Annotated in this window: 15 protein-coding genes; all 15 read left to right on the top strand. The window is 39.7% G+C overall.

Annotated elements, in window-relative coordinates:
• Positions 1–470 precede the first annotated feature (470 nt).
• The 15 genes from BM097_RS14870 (at position 471) to rpsA (ending at position 16,390) form a co-directional block, all read left to right on the top strand.
• Positions 471–800, top strand: a complete 330-nt coding sequence (locus tag BM097_RS14870; protein ID WP_090552135.1) for a hypothetical protein — start codon at positions 471–473, stop codon at positions 798–800.
• A gap of 150 nt (positions 801–950) precedes the next feature.
• A complete protein-coding gene (gene leuS, locus BM097_RS14865; protein WP_090552130.1) occupies positions 951–3,356 on the top strand; it encodes a leucine--tRNA ligase in 2,406 nt (801 codons plus the stop codon).
• A gap of 33 nt (positions 3,357–3,389) precedes the next feature.
• The gene (locus tag BM097_RS14860) at positions 3,390–4,595 is read left to right on the top strand and encodes an NADP-dependent isocitrate dehydrogenase (protein WP_090552127.1); all 1,206 of its coding nucleotides are present in this window, start codon (positions 3,390–3,392) and stop codon (positions 4,593–4,595) included.
• A 301-nt stretch (positions 4,596–4,896) separates the two neighbouring features.
• Entirely contained in the window at positions 4,897–5,652 is a 756-nt protein-coding gene (locus BM097_RS14855) for a segregation and condensation protein A (RefSeq protein WP_090552143.1), read from the top strand.
• A 14-nt stretch (positions 5,653–5,666) separates the two neighbouring features.
• The gene (gene scpB, locus BM097_RS14850; protein WP_090552124.1) at positions 5,667–6,239 is read left to right on the top strand and encodes an SMC-Scp complex subunit ScpB; all 573 of its coding nucleotides are present in this window, start codon (positions 5,667–5,669) and stop codon (positions 6,237–6,239) included.
• A gap of 153 nt (positions 6,240–6,392) precedes the next feature.
• Entirely contained in the window at positions 6,393–7,718 is a 1,326-nt protein-coding gene (locus BM097_RS14845) for a carboxyl transferase domain-containing protein (protein WP_090552120.1), read from the top strand.
• A gap of 17 nt (positions 7,719–7,735) precedes the next feature.
• Positions 7,736–8,515 carry an OadG family protein gene (locus BM097_RS14840; RefSeq protein WP_090552116.1) on the top strand — a complete coding sequence of 260 codons (780 nt, stop codon included), beginning with the start codon at positions 7,736–7,738 and terminating at the stop codon, positions 8,513–8,515.
• 17 nt (positions 8,516–8,532) lie between these two features.
• Positions 8,533–8,889, top strand: coding sequence for a biotin/lipoyl-containing protein (locus BM097_RS14835; protein WP_090552112.1), 357 nt, complete (start codon positions 8,533–8,535; stop codon positions 8,887–8,889).
• 14 nt (positions 8,890–8,903) lie between these two features.
• Complete coding sequence (locus BM097_RS14830) at positions 8,904–10,052, top strand: sodium ion-translocating decarboxylase subunit beta (protein ID WP_090552108.1); 1,149 nt, start codon at positions 8,904–8,906, stop codon at positions 10,050–10,052.
• Between the two features lie 37 nt (positions 10,053–10,089).
• Entirely contained in the window at positions 10,090–11,508 is a 1,419-nt protein-coding gene (locus tag BM097_RS14825) for an oxaloacetate decarboxylase subunit alpha (protein WP_090552104.1), read from the top strand.
• 99 nt (positions 11,509–11,607) lie between these two features.
• The gene (locus tag BM097_RS14820) at positions 11,608–12,528 is read left to right on the top strand and encodes a MurR/RpiR family transcriptional regulator (RefSeq protein ID WP_090552100.1); all 921 of its coding nucleotides are present in this window, start codon (positions 11,608–11,610) and stop codon (positions 12,526–12,528) included.
• Positions 12,521–13,753 (top strand): BaiN/RdsA family NAD(P)/FAD-dependent oxidoreductase, encoded by a 1,233-nt coding sequence (locus tag BM097_RS14815; protein WP_090552097.1) that lies wholly within the window; start codon positions 12,521–12,523, stop codon positions 13,751–13,753. Before BM097_RS14820 ends, BM097_RS14815 begins: the two co-directional genes overlap by 8 nt.
• An 18-nt stretch (positions 13,754–13,771) precedes the next feature.
• Positions 13,772–14,431, top strand: coding sequence for a (d)CMP kinase (gene cmk, locus BM097_RS14810; RefSeq protein ID WP_090552093.1), 660 nt, complete (start codon positions 13,772–13,774; stop codon positions 14,429–14,431).
• 10 nt (positions 14,432–14,441) lie between these two features.
• On the top strand, positions 14,442–15,287 hold the full coding sequence (gene ispH, locus BM097_RS14805; protein WP_090552089.1) for a 4-hydroxy-3-methylbut-2-enyl diphosphate reductase: 846 nt from the start codon (positions 14,442–14,444) through the stop codon (positions 15,285–15,287).
• On the top strand, positions 15,275–16,390 hold the full coding sequence (rpsA, locus tag BM097_RS14800) for a 30S ribosomal protein S1 (protein WP_090552085.1): 1,116 nt from the start codon (positions 15,275–15,277) through the stop codon (positions 16,388–16,390). Before ispH ends, rpsA begins: the two co-directional genes overlap by 13 nt.
• Positions 16,391–16,864 lie beyond the last annotated feature (474 nt).

Below are 16,864 nucleotides of genomic sequence, written 5' to 3'. Positions count from 1 at the left end.
TAATGACTTTTTCCATAGACAATTTTCTTTTTCGTGAGAAATTTCTTTCAGAATCAATACAGAAAGATTTTGCATTATCTGCAATTGTTTTAATTTGTGACATCAAAAGTTTCTTTACCATTTGTGGTTTCATGTGCGCCTCCCTGAAATTTGTAAATATACTTACAATTTCAAGGGCCGCTTTCGCTACCTCTGAAAATAATCAGTAGCGAAAGCGGCCGCACTTTTCTGCATTAATGTCAACCCTTTATAGAAAAAAGACCCCTGCATCATTCCTGATGCAGAGATCTTTATACATCCCTCTTAACTTAATGACATTGGGCTTATGCTTCGTCAGTTTTTTATCTATAATATTATTTTTCGGTGACTTAAGGGACAAAGTAGAAAAACTGCATGTAGAGTCATTGCATAAGTCGTGCTACTATATCAAGGCAATTTTTTAACAGTGTTTTATTAGAAAAAGAGGTAGTATGCAATTCACTATAGAGTACGATGTAGAAGAAAAACCAGTTGAGGAGGAATATTTCTTCGAGGCAAAGGCAGATAGTCTTGATGATTTAATATCATTTTGCAAGACAATTGATATCAGCGATCCGGGGGAAGCCAGCATCAGAGTTTATAAGGATGAACATTCTGGAAGCTATGTGGTTCCTTTTGTAGCTAACGGACCAGTATCACCATTAAATTATGGAGAATACCTTGATGTTACCCGTGTGGAAGAAAAGTACTGGGGCATAGACGAGCGCAGAACCTACATTACAAATTTAGGTATGCTTGCTATGATGTCGGTAATCGCTTAATGAAATTGGTTAATATTTAAACTAATCCTTATTAAAATAGAAAAGTATAGATACAATAATTATTATTTGCTGTAGAGTTTTCGTTGCAAAACTCTACAGCTTTTATTATAATTCTTGTTTAGTTAGATAAAGTGCGAGAGGTATAAATAAATGAAGCATAATTTTAAAGCAATTGAGAAAAAATGGCAGGCAGCCTGGGAAAAAGATGATATTTTCAGAGCTGTTGATGGTTCAGATAAGCCAAAGTTCTATGGATTGGTTGAATTCCCATATCCATCAGGAGCTGGTATGCACGTTGGACATATCAAGGCTTATTCTTCAGTAGAGGTTATTTCTAGAAAGCGTAGAATGCAGGGCTACAATGTATTATTCCCTATCGGATTTGATGCATTTGGTCTTCCTACAGAAAATTACGCTGTAAAGACAAACACACATCCACGTAAGATTACAGACGACAACATTAAGAAATTTACAACTCAGCTTAAGAGCGTAGGTTTCTCATTTGATTATAGCCGCACAATCGATACTACACAGGAAGATTACTACAAGTGGACACAGTGGATTTTCCTTAAGATGTTTGAAAAGGGATTAGTTTTCAGAGATAAGACTCTTGTTAACTATTGCCCACATTGTAAGGTAGTTCTTTCAAACGAGGATTCACAGGGCGGTAAGTGTGATATCTGTGATACAGACGTTATCCAGAAGGAAAAGGACGTTTGGTATCTTCGTATTACAGAGTACGCTGATAAGCTCCTTCAGGGACTTGACGGTCTTGATTTCCCAGAGAACATTAAGCAGCAGCAGGTTAACTGGATTGGTAAGTCAAAGGGTGCTTTCGTAAACTTCACACTTGATGGTATTGAGGACAAGCTTGAGATTTACACAACTCGTCCAGATACACTTTGCGGTGTTACATTTATGGTAATTGCTCCTGAGCATCCATATATTGATAAATACGCTGACAAGATTTCTAACATGGACGCAATCCTTGCATACAGAGCTGAGTGCCAGAAGAAGTCTGAGTTCGAGCGTACACAGCTTGTTTCTAAGGATAAGACAGGCGTACGTGTTGAGGGCTTTGATGCAATCAACCCAATCACAGGAAAGAAGATTCCTGTATTCATTTCAGATTACGTAATGATGGGCTACGGTACAGGTGCTATCATGGCTGTTCCTGCTCATGATCAGCGTGACTGGGACTTCGCTACAAAATTTGGCATCGACATCATCCCTGTAATCGAGGGTGGCGATGTTACAAAGGAAGCTTACACAGGCGAAGGTAACATGATTAACTCTGAGTTCTTAAATGGTCTTAACAACAAAAAGGACTCAATCGATAGAATGATTAAAGAATTAGAGAAACTTGGCTGTGGTAAGGCTGGTGTACAGTTCAAGATGAAGGACTGGGCATTCAACAGACAGCGTTACTGGGGCGAGCCTATTCCAATCGTACATTGTCCTACATGTGGTGATGTAGCAGTTCCATTTGAGGAGCTTCCACTTAAGCTTCCAGTAATGGAGAAGTTCGAGCCAGGTACAGACGGTGAGTCACCACTTGCAAGAGTAGAAAGCTTTGTAAATTGCAAGTGTCCTAAGTGTGGTGGTGCTGCAAAGCGCGAGACAGATACTATGCCACAGTGGGCTGGTTCATCTTGGTACTTCCTTCGTTACATCGATCCACACAACGATAATGAATTTGCTGCTATGGACAAGCTTAACTACTGGATGCCAGTTGATTGGTATAACGGTGGTATGGAGCACGTTACACGTCACTTAATTTACTCACGTTTCTGGCATCACTTCCTTTATGACCTTGGTGTAGTTAATACTCCAGAGCCATACTTAAAGAGAAGCGCACAGGGCATGATCCTTGGTGAGGATGGACAGAAGATGTCTAAGTCTCGCGGAAACGTAATTGATCCACTTGATATTGTAGATGCATACGGTGCTGATACACTTCGTACATACGTATTATTCATGGGTGATTACGGCGCAGCAGCTCCTTGGTCAGATGCTTCAGTCCGTGGATGTAAGAGATTCCTCGAGAGATTCGCAGGTCTTACAGATATGGTTACTGACGAGGCTAATAGTGAAAAGATTGAAACAGGAATTCATAAAACAATAAAGAAGGTTTCAGAGGATATCGAGGCTATGAAGTACAACACAGCTATAGCAGTTATGATGGGACTTCTTAACGATATCGTTGCTGAGGGACATATTACAAAAGAGAATCTTACTATTTTAGTTAAGCTTCTTTGCCCATTTGCACCACATCTTGCAGAAGAGATGTATGCAGAGCTTGGCGGCGAGGGATACTGCTCACTTTCACAGTGGCCAGAATTTGATCCTGCAAAGATTGTAGAATCAACAATCGAAATCGCAGTTCAGGTAAACGGCAAGCTTAAGGCTACAATCACAATCCCTAACGGCTGCGACAAGGACACAGCCCTTGCCACAGCAAAGGCTGACGAGGCAGTTGTAAAGGCTATCGATGGTAAGAACCTGGTAAAAGAGATTTACGTACCAAACAAAATCGTAAACCTTGTTGTAAAGTAATATTTAATAGCGGACTAGAAAAGGAGAAAATGTATGAGCAAGATTCAGATGACAACACCCCTTGTAGAGATGGACGGAGACGAAATGACTCGCATCCTTTGGCAGATGATAAAGGACGAGCTTTTACTTCCATTTATTGATTTAAAGACAGAGTACTATGACCTTGGTCTTGAACATCGTAACGAGACAGATGATAAGGTTACAGTAGATTCTGCCGAGGCTACCAAGAAATACGGTGTTGCCGTCAAGTGTGCCACAATCACTCCTAACGCTGCAAGAATGACAGAGTACAATCTTAAGGAAATGTGGAAGAGCCCAAACGGCACAATCCGCGCAATCTTAGATGGTACAGTATTCAGAGCTCCAATCGTTGTAAAGGGAATCGAACCAAATGTTAAGTCATGGAAGAAGCCTATTACTATAGCTCGTCATGCTTATGGTGATGTTTACAAGAACACTGAAATGAGAATCCCTGGCGCTGGTAAGGTAGAGCTTGTTTACACAGCAGAGGATGGAACAGAAGAGCGTGCGCTTGTTCATACATTTAATGGTCCTGGTGTTGTTCAGGGCCAGCACAATATAGATGCTTCTATCGAGAGCTTCGCACATAGCTGCTTCAAATTCGCTCTTGATACAAAGCAGGATTTATGGTTTGCTTCAAAGGATACTATTTCAAAGAAGTACGACCACAGATTCAAAGATATCTTCCAGGAAATCTTTGATAAGGAATATAAGGATGCCTTTGATAAGGCTGGAATCGAATATTTCTACACACTTATTGATGATGCCGTTGCCCGTGTAATGAAGTCTGAAGGCGGATTTATCTGGGCATGTAAAAATTATGATGGTGATGTTATGTCAGATATGATTTCATCAGCCTTCGGTTCACTAGCTATGATGACATCAGTTCTTGTTAGCCCACAGGGTTACTATGAATATGAAGCTGCTCATGGTACAGTTCAGCGTCATTATTACAAGCACCTCAAGGGTGAGGAGACATCTACTAACTCAGTAGCTACAATCTTTGCTTGGACAGGAGCCCTTAGAAAACGTGGAGAATTGGATAACATTCCTGAACTTTCAGCTTTTGCAGATAAGCTGGAGCAGGCTTGTATCAAGACAATCGAGGATGGCAAAATGACAAAGGATTTAGCCCTTATCACATCTATCGATAATCCTACAGTCCTTAATTCCCGCGATTTCATCATCGAAATCCGTAAGACTTTCGAGTCACTTTAAAATTATCTGACAACTACATCTAGTGGTACGATTTATTGACATCCACTATATAGTCTTTTATAATAGTCTCATACGTGGTCTCTACGTATGAGACTATTTTATGTTCGTAGAAGATTCTAATGAATCTGTAGATAATTAATCAAAATGCCACACAACCTTCGCGAGCGCGAGGAAGAGGGCCCCATGGAGTTAAGGAGGGACCCTTTAGGGAGGTTCCCTTGACTCCAATGGGAGATGGCTTCCGGGAGCACGGAGTACTAGGATGCATTTTGATGTATTTAGAGAGGGAGATATATTAATTTTGGAGATGAATGTAAAGCTTCAGGCGTTTGAGGGTCCTTTGGATCTACTCTTACATCTGATTGATAAAAATAAAGTTGATATTTATGATATTCCAATCGTTGAAATTACAGATCAATACATGGAGTACGTCCGTGCCATGGATAATAGCGATTTGGATGTCATGAGTGAATTTCTTTTGATGGCCACCACTCTTTTGGATATCAAAAGTCGTATGCTTCTTCCTAGAGAAGAAAAGGAAGAGGAAGACGAGGAAGAGGAAGATCCACGTGCAGAGCTTGTTCAGCAGCTCCTCGAATATAAGATGTATAAGACTATTTCTTATCAGCTTAGAGATAGACAGATGGATGCAAGTCTTGTGTTTTATAAGGAACCTACTATTCCAGAGGAGGTTCTTAAGTATGAACAGCCGGTTGATTTGGATGAGCTTGTAGGAGATTTAACCTTGAATAAGCTTAATGAAATCTTCAATCAGGTGCTTAAGCGTCAGGATAATAGACGAGATCCTATTCGTTCTACCTTTGGTAAAATCAAAAAGGAAGAGGTTAGTCTGGAACAGAAAATGGAATGGACTATTGCTTTTGCAAAGTCTCATAATACCTTTAGCTTCAGAAATCTTTTGGAGGCTGCACATTCCAAGACAGAGGTAATCGTTACCTTCCTTTGCATCCTTGAAATGATGAAGGCTGGTCAGATTAATATCACACAGGAAGATACATTTACAGATATTGTTATCGAATCTAAAATCGCTGCTTAATAAATGGAGAAATTATGGAATTAGAAGAGATTAAAAATATAGCCGAGGGAATATTGTTTACAATGGGAGGAACTGTTGAACCTTCCAGAATTGCAAAGGCTCTTGAAATAGAAGAAAAGAAAGTTATCGAAGCAATTGAGGCTCTTAAAAAGGATTACGAAGAACAGAACAGAGGTATCTCTATCACTCAGATTGATGGTGCCTATCAGATGTGCACTAGCCCTGATATTTATGAATATCTTATTAGAATTGCAAAACAGCCTAAAAAGCATGTCCTTACAGATGTTCTCTTGGAGACACTTTCAATAATTGCATATAAGCAGCCTATTACAAAATCTGAAATCGAAAAAATCAGGGGCGTATCATGCGATTTTGCGGTTTCAAAGTTAGTTGAATTCGGTCTTTGCACAGAGCTTGGACGCTTGGATGCTCCTGGACGTCCTATGCTTTTTGGTACTACTGAGGAATTTTTACGCTCATTTGGCGTAAGTTCTATTGAAGAGCTTCCAGAGCTTTCTCAATCACAGATTGAAGAGTTTAAATTAGAGGCTGAAAATGAGGCAAATAATGTAGAGGTGACAGTGTAAATGTCAATCAAAAAACCACCCAAATTTTGGAGTGGTTTTTTTGTTACTTTTTTAACGGCATTTTAATACAACTGGATTGAAAATATGGGGTAAAAACGATATTATTAAACTTGCGAGAAATTTTGAAATATTTTATATAAATGGAGGTAAAAGATGGGTAGTGATTCAAATCAAGCTCAGGCTAGAATCAATGCTTTATTGGACGAAAACAGCTTCGTTGAGTTGCAGTCTTTAGTCACAAGCAGAAGCACAGATTTTAATCTTGATGCAAAAAAAGAACCATCAGATGGTGTAATTATTGGACATGGTCTTGTAGACGGAACTTTAGTTTTCGTATTCAGTCAGAATGCCGATGTTTTAGGGGGCACAATTGGCGAAATGCATGCTAAAAAGATTCTTTCTGTATATGACATGGCTCTTAAAGTGGGGGCTCCAGTAATTGGTTTTATCGATTGTGGTGGCGTTCGTTTACAGGAGTCATTTGATGCTCTTGAGGCTCTTGGCTCAGTAATTGAGAGAGCAGCCGATGTCAAGGGAGTTATTCCTCAGCTTATGTGTGTAGCTGGCAACTGCGGTGGTGGACTTTCAGTTCTTCCTTCACTTGCAGATTTCACATTTATGGTTGATGGTGCATCTCTTTATATTAATTCGCCAGATACTATCAAAGGAAATGATACTGATACATCTTCAGCTAAATTCCAGTTTAACGAGGCTGGTACCGTAGATGTTTGCGGTTCTCTTGCTGAAGTAGTTTCTTCTATGAGACAGGTCATTTCTATGATTCCTAATGATATCGTAGAGGCTTCTGATGATCTTAACAGAGCAGCAGAAGGACTTGAAGGTAAGCTTACAGATGCAGCTGCAGTTGCTACAGAGCTTGCTGATAATAGACAGTTTATCGAGCTTAAGGCAGGATTCGCTAAGGAAATGGTTACAGGTCTTATGAAGCTTGATGGAGTAACAATTGGTGTTGTAGGTAACCGTGAGGTTGATGGAGAGGCTTATCTTTCAGCAATTGGATGCGAGAAGGCAGCAGATTTCGTTGATCTTTGCGATATGTACGAAATCCCAGTTCTTTCAATCACAAATGTTACAGCCTTTAAGGCATGCCAGTGTCAGGAAAAGCGTCTTCCTAGAGCACTTGCTCAGATGACACAGAGATTTGTTGATGCTAGCGTACCAAAGCTTAACCTTATTACAAAGCAGGCTTATGGAACACCTTATGTTCTTATGAATTCTAAGGCTCTTGGCGCTGATTTAGTTTACGCTTTTGACTCAACATCAGTTGGTGCTATGGAGGCTTCTAAGGCAGCAAAGATTCTTGCTGATAATGGAACAGATGCAGCTTCAATTGAAAAGAGCTACGCTGAGCTTCAGGATAGCGCTCTTACAGCTGCTGCACATGGACACATTGATAGAATCGTATCTATGGCAGATGCAAGAAAATACATTATTGCAGGATTTGAAATGTTCTTTTAGAGCAGGAAGGTGACATTATGAGAAAAAAATTATTAATGGTTGTCTGCACCTTGGTATTAATGCTTGGCCTTACTGCTTGTGGAAATAATCAGGATGAGACTATTGGTGGTCTTCCAATTTCTAATTACGAACAGATGCTGAAGAATACAATGGCTCAGCTTGAAACTGTTGATGCAGTTACTGCTGAAGGCTATGTTACTCAGGCGCAAAGCTCTGACGATGCAGTCTCAGCTGGATTGTTCAGTGATTGGCAGGAATGTTACCCAGTTAAAGGAGATTTCGTAGAATACTACGATAATAACAAAGTAATTGGTGGCATCAATATTGGAAAGCTCAATATTGGTGGAGTCAAAGCATTTGATGTATCAAAGTCAGGCAAGACAATTACAGCAACACTTGTTGGACATTACTCAAAGAGAGATTTAAAGCTTACAGTTGTATTTAACGCAAATGATATGAAGAGCGGAGCAACCGCAATTAATATCGAGCCTGTATATTCTCTTGGTGAGACAATGGCAAAAGCAGGACTTAATACAGTAATGGGTATCCTTATTGTATTTGCAATGCTTGTTGTGATGTCAGGTGTTATTAAGAGCTTCGAGCTTATTTCAAAGGTTCAGAACAAGCCAAAGGCTAAAGAGGAAGTAGTAGTTGCTACTCCAGCCGCTGTATCTGCACCAGTTAAAAATGAAACAGATGATTTGCAGTTAGTTGCAGTTATTGCAGCCGCTATCGCTGCTAGCACAGGCGCTTCTACAGATTCGTTTGTAGTACGTTCAATCAAGAAAAGACGTTAATGTTTAGGAGGAATACCATGAAAAATTATACAATTACTGTTAATGGAACAGTTTATGATGTAACTGTAGAAGATAAGGGAGGTTCAGGAGTTTCTCCTGTAACACCTGCTGCTGCACCAAAGGCTGCTGCTCCAGCTCCTGTAGCTACAGGTTCTGCTGGCTCAGTTAAAATTGAGGCTGGTGCTGCTGGAAAGGTTGTAAAGATTGCCGCTGCTGCTGGTACTGCAGTAAAGAAGGGTGATCCAGTTGTTGTTCTTGAGGTTATGAAGATGGAAACACCAGTTGTTGCACCTTCAGACGGAACTGTTGCATCTATCAATTGCAACGAAGGTCAGCAGGTTGAAGCTGGCGCATTACTTGCAACTATGAACTAATAGGAGGAATTCACATGAGTTACGTTGGAGAGACATTGTTAAACCTCGCTCATCAGACTGCATTTTTCAATCTGACTTGGGGTAACTATGTCATGATAGCGGTTGCCTGTGTTTTCCTTTATCTAGCAATCAAGAAGGGATATGAGCCTTTACTGTTGCTTCCAATCGCTTTTGGTATGCTTCTTGTAAATATCTATCCTGATATTATTGCTTCACCTGAGGAAACCTCTAATGGTGTAGGCGGCTTGCTTTATTATTTCTATACTCTTGATGAGTATTCAATTCTTCCATCACTTATTTTCATGGGTGTTGGAGCTATGACAGATTTTGGTCCACTTATTGCAAATCCAATAAGCTTCTGGCTTGGTGCTGCTGCACAGATTGGTATTTTCACAGCTTACCTTCTTGCAATCCTTTTAGGATTCTCAGATCAGGCTGCGGCTGCTGTATCAATCATCGGTGGTGCAGATGGACCTACATCTATTTTCTTGGCTGGTAAATTAGGACAGTCTTCACTTATGGGACCTATTGCTGTGGCAGCATACTCATATATGTCACTTGTGCCTATCATTCAGCCACCTATTATGAAGTTACTTACTACAAAGAAGGAACGTTCAATCAAGATGGCTCAGCTTAGACCAGTATCAAAGCTTGAGAAGATTTTATTCCCAATTGTAGTTACTATCATCGTATGTTTGATCTTACCTACAACAGCACCACTTGTTGGTATGCTTATGCTTGGTAACTTATTCAAGGAGTCAGGTGTAGTTAACCAGCTTACAGAAACAGCATCAAATGCTCTTATGTACATCGTAGTTATTTTACTTGGTACATCTGTAGGTGCTTCTACATCAGCTGAAGCTTTCTTAAATGCTGCTACAATCAAAATCGTTATTCTTGGTCTTGTAGCTTTCGTATTTGGTACAGCTGCTGGTGTATTATTCGGTAAGTTATTATGTCATCTTACTCATGGTAAGATTAATCCACTTATTGGTTCGGCTGGTGTATCTGCCGTTCCTATGGCTGCTCGTGTTTCTCAGAAGGTTGGTGCAGAAGAGGACCCAACAAACTTCCTCCTTATGCATGCTATGGGACCAAACGTTGCCGGAGTTATCGGTACAGCTGTTGCAGCCGGCGTATTTATGGCGATTTTCGGCGTCTAGAATACGTGTAAACTTTAATTATTAGGAGGAAAATATAATGGCAGATATTAGTCCAAAGCCAGTTAAAATTACAGAGACAGTGCTCCGTGATGCACATCAGTCTCTTATAGCAACTCGTATGCCTACCTCTATGATGCTTCCTATCATTGATAAGATGGATAAGGTTGGATATAACGCCGTAGAGTGTTGGGGTGGTGCTACATTTGATGCTTGCCTTAGATTCTTAAAGGAAGATCCATGGGACAGACTTCGTCAGCTTCGTGATGGATTTAAGAACACAAAGCTTCAGATGCTTTTCAGAGGCCAGAACATCTTAGGATACAGCCAGTATCCTGATGATGTTGTTGAATATTTCGTTCAGAAGTCAATTGCAAATGGTATTGATATCATTCGTATTTTCGACTGTCTCAACGATATCAGAAATCTTCAGACAGCAGTAAATGCTACTAACAAGGAGAAGGGACATGCGCAGGTTGCTCTTTCTTACACACTTGGAGAAGCATATACACTTGATTATTGGAAGGATATTGCAAAGCGTATCGAGGATATGGGGGCTGATTCAATCTGTATCAAGGATATGGCTGGTTTACTTGTTCCAGCTAAGGCTTATGAGCTTGTTACAGCATTAAAGGAATCTACATCACTTCCAATCGAAATGCATACTCACTACACATCTGGTGTTGCTAGTATGACATACTTAAAGGCTGTTGAAGCTGGTGCAGATATTATTGACTGCGCTATGTCACCATTTGCACTTGGTACATCTCAGCCAGCTACAGAGGTTATGGCTGCTGCATTTGAAGGCACACCATACGATACAGGATTTGATCAGGAGCTTCTTTCTGAAATTGCTGATTACTTCCGTCCATACAGAGAAGAGTGCATCGAGAGCGGTCTTATGTCAACAAAGGTTCTTGGTGTTAACATCAATACACTTCGTTATCAGGTTCCTGGCGGTATGCTTTCAAACCTTATCAGCCAGTTAAAGGAGCAGGGTAAGGAAGACAAGCTACGCGAGGTTCTTGAGGAAGTACCACGTGTACGTAAGGATCTTGGTGAGCCACCACTTGTTACTCCTTCATCACAGATTGTTGGTACACAGGCTGTATTTAACGTTCTTATGGGTGAGAGATACAAGGTTGTTACAGAGCAGACAAAGGATATCCTTCTTGGTAAATATGGCCAGACAGTTAAGCCATTCAACCCAGAGGTTGTTGAGAAGGCACTTGGTGCTGATAAGGATAAGGCTATCACATGCCGTCCAGCAGATTTACTTGAGCCAGGTCTTAAGAAATTTGAGGATGAGTGTGCTAGATGGAAACAGCAGGATGAAGATGTTTTATCTTACGCTTTATTCCCAAAGGTTGCTACAGAGTTCTTCGAGTATCGTGAGGCTCAGCAGACAAAGGTTGATCCTAAAAAAGCTGATACAGTAAATAAGGCTTATCCAGTTTAATAATTAAACTTAAATTTAAATGGCAATGCAAGATTTCTTGCATTGCCATTTTTCGTGTAATATAATATAAATCTCTATAAATAGTTAATGAGGTATATTATGGCAACCACAACGGATTTAATTTCAAAGATTAATGAAAATTATGGCAAAATGTCTAAGGGACAAAAATTACTTGCAAACTATATTATCGATAATTATGACAAGGCAGTTTTTCTTACTGCAGCCAAACTTGGTGAAATTATAGGCGTTTCTGAGTCCACTGTAGTTAGATTTGCATCCTTTATAGGCTACAAGGGTTATCCGGAGTTTCAGCAGGCTTTAGAGGGAGTAGTAAGAGCCAAGCTTAACACCTCCGACAGAATCGAAATCACTAGTGGCGGTATTGAGCAGAACGGTGTTCTTCGCACAGTTCTTTCTTCCGATGCCCTTAAGATTAAAAATACAATGGAAACCATCGATGAGGCTGCTTTTGACAATGCCATCGATACCATTCTTAATGCAAGACGCATCTATGTGGTTGGTATCCGTACCTGTGCGCCGCTTGCATCATTTCTTTCATTTTATTTAAATATGATATTTGATAATGTGGTAAATCTGCAGACCAGCTCTACATCAGAGCTTTTTGAGCAGATGATTCATATAAATGAGGAGGATTGCATTATTGGTATATCCTTCCCTAGATATTCTATGCGCACCTTAAAGGCTTTAGAATTTGCAAATAATAGAAGGGCCAATGTTATTACAATCACAGATTCAATTCATTCTCCAATGAATCTTTACAGCTCCTGCAATCTTATTGCAGAAAGCGATATGCATGCTGCTGTTGATTCTTTGGTGGCACCTCTTTCTGTTATTAATGCCTTAATTGTAGCGCTGTGCACAAGAAGACAGGCAGTAGTTGCAAAGAATCTAGAAATGATTGAGGACGTATGGAACAACTATCAATTTTATGAAAATGATGAAATTGATATGGTTGAAGATTCTCTAAAAATGTATTATCCAGGAGATTTTAATGAGTAAGGTTATAGTTATAGGTGGTGGCGCAGCTGGAATGATGGCTGCTTATGCTGCTGGAATGTGTGGCCATAAGGTTACACTACTTGAGAAAAATGAAAAGCTTGGAAAGAAGATTTACATTACAGGCAAGGGCAGATGTAATTTTACTAATGCCTGCAACGAGGAAGATTTTCTTAAAAATGTAGTCAGCAACCCTAAGTTTTTATATAGTGCAATCTACACCTTTAATTCAGAGGCGATGATTGATTTTATCGAAATGCACGGTACTAAAACAAAGGTGGAAAGGGGTAATAGAGCTTTTCCAGAATCTGACCATGCATCAGATATTACAAAAGCTTTGAAAAATGCATTACTTGAATATAAAGTAGATATTCAGCTTAACACTGAGGTTAAATCCATTCTTGTTGAAGGCGACAAGGTGACAGGAGTTGAGCTTAAGGACAAAAAGAGGATAAGCTGTGACGCTGTTATTCTTTGTACAGGCGGTCTTTCTTATCAAACCACAGGTTCTACCGGTGATGGCTTAAAATGGGCTAAAAGCCTTGGACTAAAGGTTACAGATACCCGCCCAGCATTGGTGCCTTTAAATGTGGCAGAAGCTTACGTTCCACAGATGCAGGGCTTGGCATTGAAGAACGTTAACCTCACCATCTGTGATAGTAAGAAAAAGCTGTACGATGGCTTCGGTGAAATGCTGTTTACTCATTTTGGTGTGTCAGGACCTCTTGTTCTTTCAGCTAGTTCTATTATTGGCAAAAAGCTTCAATCTGCTGGCAAGCTTTCAGCTACTATAGATTTAAAGCCTGCTTTATCTTTTGAAGAATTAGACGCAAGAATTCTTAGAGATTTTAATGACAACATGAATAAACACTTAAGTTCTGTTTTAAGAGGCTTACTTCCAGCATCTATGGTGCCAGTTTTTATTGAACTTTTGGATTTTGATGATATGAGACAAATCAACTCAATCACTAAGGAAGAAAGACTTGCGATAATTAATCTTTTGAAGGTCTTTCCATTTACAATTACAGGTCTTCGTGAATATAAAGAGGCTATTATTACACAGGGGGGAATTTCGGTAAAAGATATTGACCCTTCCACAATGAAATGTAAAAATATAAATGGGTTGTCCGTTGCCGGTGAGGTACTTGATTTAGATGCATACACAGGTGGCTTCAATCTTCAGATTGCTTGGTCTACAGGCTATCTGGCTGGATTATCGATAGAATAAATTTTGGAGGATAGATAAATGGCATTTAATGTTGCAATTGACGGACCTGCTGGAGCAGGAAAATCTACTATAGCTAAAGCGGTAGCTGCTAAGAAGGGATATGTTTACGTGGATACAGGAGCTATGTATAGAGCAATGGCTTTATATTTCCTTAGAAGCGGTATTTCAAAGGACGACGAGGCTAAAATTTCTGCATCTGTAGATGATATTAAGGTTTCTATCAAATATGAGGATGGCGCTCAGCACGTAATCCTTAACGATGAGGATGTTACAGGCTTCATTCGTACAGAGGAAGTTGGAAATATGGCTAGTGCTACATCAGTTTATAGTGCGGTTCGTACAAAGCTTGTTGCTCTTCAGCAGGAGCTTGCAAAGACTACAGATGTAATCATGGATGGTAGAGATATCGGAACTGTAGTACTTCCTAATGCAGATGTAAAGGTATTCCTCACAGCATCTGTTGAGTGCCGCGCTAAGCGTAGATTTGACGAGCTTAAGGCTAAGGGTGAAAATCCTGATTTTGATCAGATTGCAAAGGATATCGAGGATAGAGATTACAGAGACTCGCACAGAGAAATCAGCCCACTTAAGCAGGCAGATGATGCAATTCTCGTAGATAGCTCAGAAATGACTATTGATGAGGTTGTTGACACAATTATTAATCTTTGCAATAAATAAAGGATAGATTATGAAGGTTATTTTAGCTGAATCTGCTGGCTTTTGCTTTGGCGTGCAAAGAGCAGTAGATGTTGTAAAAAAACAGATTGCAGAAGGTGACGGCCCTCTTTATACCTATGGTCCAATCATTCATAATGAAGAGGTTGTTAGAGAATTTGAGGAAAATGGTGTTACTGTAATGGATGAGGATAGTACAGCTGATTATGAGCCAGGAACAGTGATTATTCGTTCTCATGGTGTTACAAAGGCGGTAGAAGATAGCTTAAAGGCTAAGGGCCATAATGTAATCGATGCCACCTGTCCATTCGTTAAAAAGATACATAGAGCTGTTGAAGAACATTCTAAAAATGGCGAATATATCGTGATTATTGGCAATCCTGACCACCCCGAGGTAAGAGGAATTGTAGGCTGGATTAACGGCAATGATTATAGTGTGATTTCAGATGAGCAAAGCGCTAAAGACTTTTCAGTTAATTCTGATAAGGATATATGTATTGTTTCTCAAACCACCTTTAATCATAATAAATTTCAAGAATTAGTTGAAATTATAAACCAAAAAGGTTATCATATTATTGTTTTGAATACAATATGCGATGCGACTAACAAACGTCAAGTGGAAGCAGCGGATATTGCTTCATCGGTGGATGCTATGTTAGTAATAGGAAGCAAGAATTCCTCTAACACACAGAAGCTGTATGAGATATGCAAAACACGATGCAACAATACTTACTATATACAGACGGCTGATGATTTCCAGCCTTCTGACCTTAGTTCCATTGAAAGTGTAGGTATTACCGCAGGGGCATCTACCCCAAACAATATTATTGAGGAGGTTCAAAAGAAATGTCAGAAATGAGTTTTGAACAAATGCTGGAGGAATCATTTAAAACTATACACAATGGAGAGGTAGTAGACGGTACTGTTATAAGCGTAAAGCCAGATGAAATCGTTTTAAATATCGGTTACAAGTCAGATGGTATCATTACACGTTCAGAGTACACAAACGAATCTAATGTTGATCTTACTACTGTTGTTAAAGTTGGTGATCCTTTATCAGCTATCGTTATCAAGGTAAACGATGGCGAAGGACAGGTACTTCTTTCATACAAGAGACTCGCTCAGGAAAAGGGCAATGAGAGACTTGCAGAAGCTTTCGAGAACGGTGAAGTTCTTACAGCTACAGTTGATAAGGTACTTAAGGGTGGCCTTACAGTTGTTGTTGATGAAGCTAGAGTATTTATTCCTGCTTCATTTGTATCAGATGTATACGAAAAGGATCTTACAAAGTATCAGGGTCAGGAAATTAGCTTTGTAATCACAGAATTCGATCCTAAGCGTCGTAGAATTATTGGTAACAGAAAGACTCTTCTTGTTGCTGATAGAGCAAAGGCTCAGGAAGAGCTTATGGCTAAGATTGCTGTTGGTCAGGAATTCGAAGGAACAGTTAAGAATGTTAAGGACTTCGGTGCTTTCATCGATTTAGGTGGTGCTGATGGTCTTCTTCATATTTCAGAGATGAGCTGGGGCCGTGTTGAGAATCCTACAAAGACTCTTAACGTTGGCGACACAATCAAGGTATTTGTTAAAGAAATCAAGGACGGCAAGATTGCACTTTCTTGCAAGTTTGATGATGCAAATCCATGGAATGGTGCTGCTGAGAAGTATGCAGTTGGTTCTGTAGTAAAGGGTAAAGTAGTTCGTATGAAGGACTTCGGTGCTTTCGTAGAGCTCGCTCCTGGAATCGATGCACTTCTTCATGTATCACAGATTTCTAAGGATCGTATTGAAAAGCCTTCAGATGTTCTTACAGTTGGTCAGGACATCGAAGCAAAGGTCGTTGAATTCAACGATGCTGAGAAGAAGATTAGCCTTTCTGTAAAGGCACTTCTTGAGCCAGAAGCATCTGATGATGCTGAGGTTGCTGATGTTAACATCGAAGAAGTAGCTTCTGAGGAATAAGATTGATTTTTAAGAGTCATTGGTTATATAGCCAATGGCTCTTTTTTTTATTTTCGAAGAATTATAACAATAAATACACAAATCATTAGTATAATGAACTCAATTTATAGCGGAACTATTTGAATATTATATGAATAGTCTAGCGGTGATATGTCAAGATGAAAAATCTTGAAAAGTCCCTTTCTTTTTGGTTATTTTTCAAAAAAGAAAGAACGACCGCCTAAGCCCTGCCGTACTGTTTCAAAAAAACAGGGCGTTAACTCCTAAAGTAGTATTTACTACTTTGAAACAGGAGCTTTGTATAGCTGATTAGTCTTCAGCATACTGTAGACCAATCTAGCAAATTTACGGGCAGTAAGTGCGAGTGCGCGTTTGTGCTGGTTCCTGTTGACTTCTTTGTATTTGATGTCATAGAAGCGCTTGTATTCTGTGTCGCAACACACGTGAGACCAAGCTCCTTCACACAGGTAGTAT

This window comes from Pseudobutyrivibrio sp. OR37, from assembly GCF_900113655.1.
Taxonomy (GTDB): domain Bacteria; phylum Bacillota; class Clostridia; order Lachnospirales; family Lachnospiraceae; genus Pseudobutyrivibrio.
Note: the sequence above shows the minus strand (reverse complement) of the source record. Positions and strands in the feature narration are given on the sequence as shown.

Bases quoted from the DNA above. Each gene is read 5' to 3' on its own strand.
- BM097_RS14870 (WP_090552135.1), top strand. From the start codon at position 471: ATGCAATTCACTATAGAGTACGATGTAGAAGAAAAACCAGTTGAGGAG.
- leuS (WP_090552130.1), top strand. From the start codon at position 951: ATGAAGCATAATTTTAAAGCAATTGAGAAAAAATGGCAGGCAGCCTGG.
- BM097_RS14860 (WP_090552127.1), top strand. From the start codon at position 3,390: ATGAGCAAGATTCAGATGACAACACCCCTTGTAGAGATGGACGGAGAC.
- scpB (WP_090552124.1), top strand. From the start codon at position 5,667: ATGGAATTAGAAGAGATTAAAAATATAGCCGAGGGAATATTGTTTACA.
- BM097_RS14845 (WP_090552120.1), top strand. From the start codon at position 6,393: ATGGGTAGTGATTCAAATCAAGCTCAGGCTAGAATCAATGCTTTATTG.
- BM097_RS14840 (WP_090552116.1), top strand. From the start codon at position 7,736: ATGAGAAAAAAATTATTAATGGTTGTCTGCACCTTGGTATTAATGCTT.
- BM097_RS14835 (WP_090552112.1), top strand. From the start codon at position 8,533: ATGAAAAATTATACAATTACTGTTAATGGAACAGTTTATGATGTAACT.
- BM097_RS14830 (WP_090552108.1), top strand. From the start codon at position 8,904: ATGAGTTACGTTGGAGAGACATTGTTAAACCTCGCTCATCAGACTGCA.
- BM097_RS14825 (WP_090552104.1), top strand. From the start codon at position 10,090: ATGGCAGATATTAGTCCAAAGCCAGTTAAAATTACAGAGACAGTGCTC.
- BM097_RS14820 (WP_090552100.1), top strand. From the start codon at position 11,608: ATGGCAACCACAACGGATTTAATTTCAAAGATTAATGAAAATTATGGC.
- BM097_RS14815 (WP_090552097.1), top strand. From the start codon at position 12,521: ATGAGTAAGGTTATAGTTATAGGTGGTGGCGCAGCTGGAATGATGGCT.
- cmk (WP_090552093.1), top strand. From the start codon at position 13,772: ATGGCATTTAATGTTGCAATTGACGGACCTGCTGGAGCAGGAAAATCT.
- ispH (WP_090552089.1), top strand. From the start codon at position 14,442: ATGAAGGTTATTTTAGCTGAATCTGCTGGCTTTTGCTTTGGCGTGCAA.
- rpsA (WP_090552085.1), top strand. From the start codon at position 15,275: ATGTCAGAAATGAGTTTTGAACAAATGCTGGAGGAATCATTTAAAACT.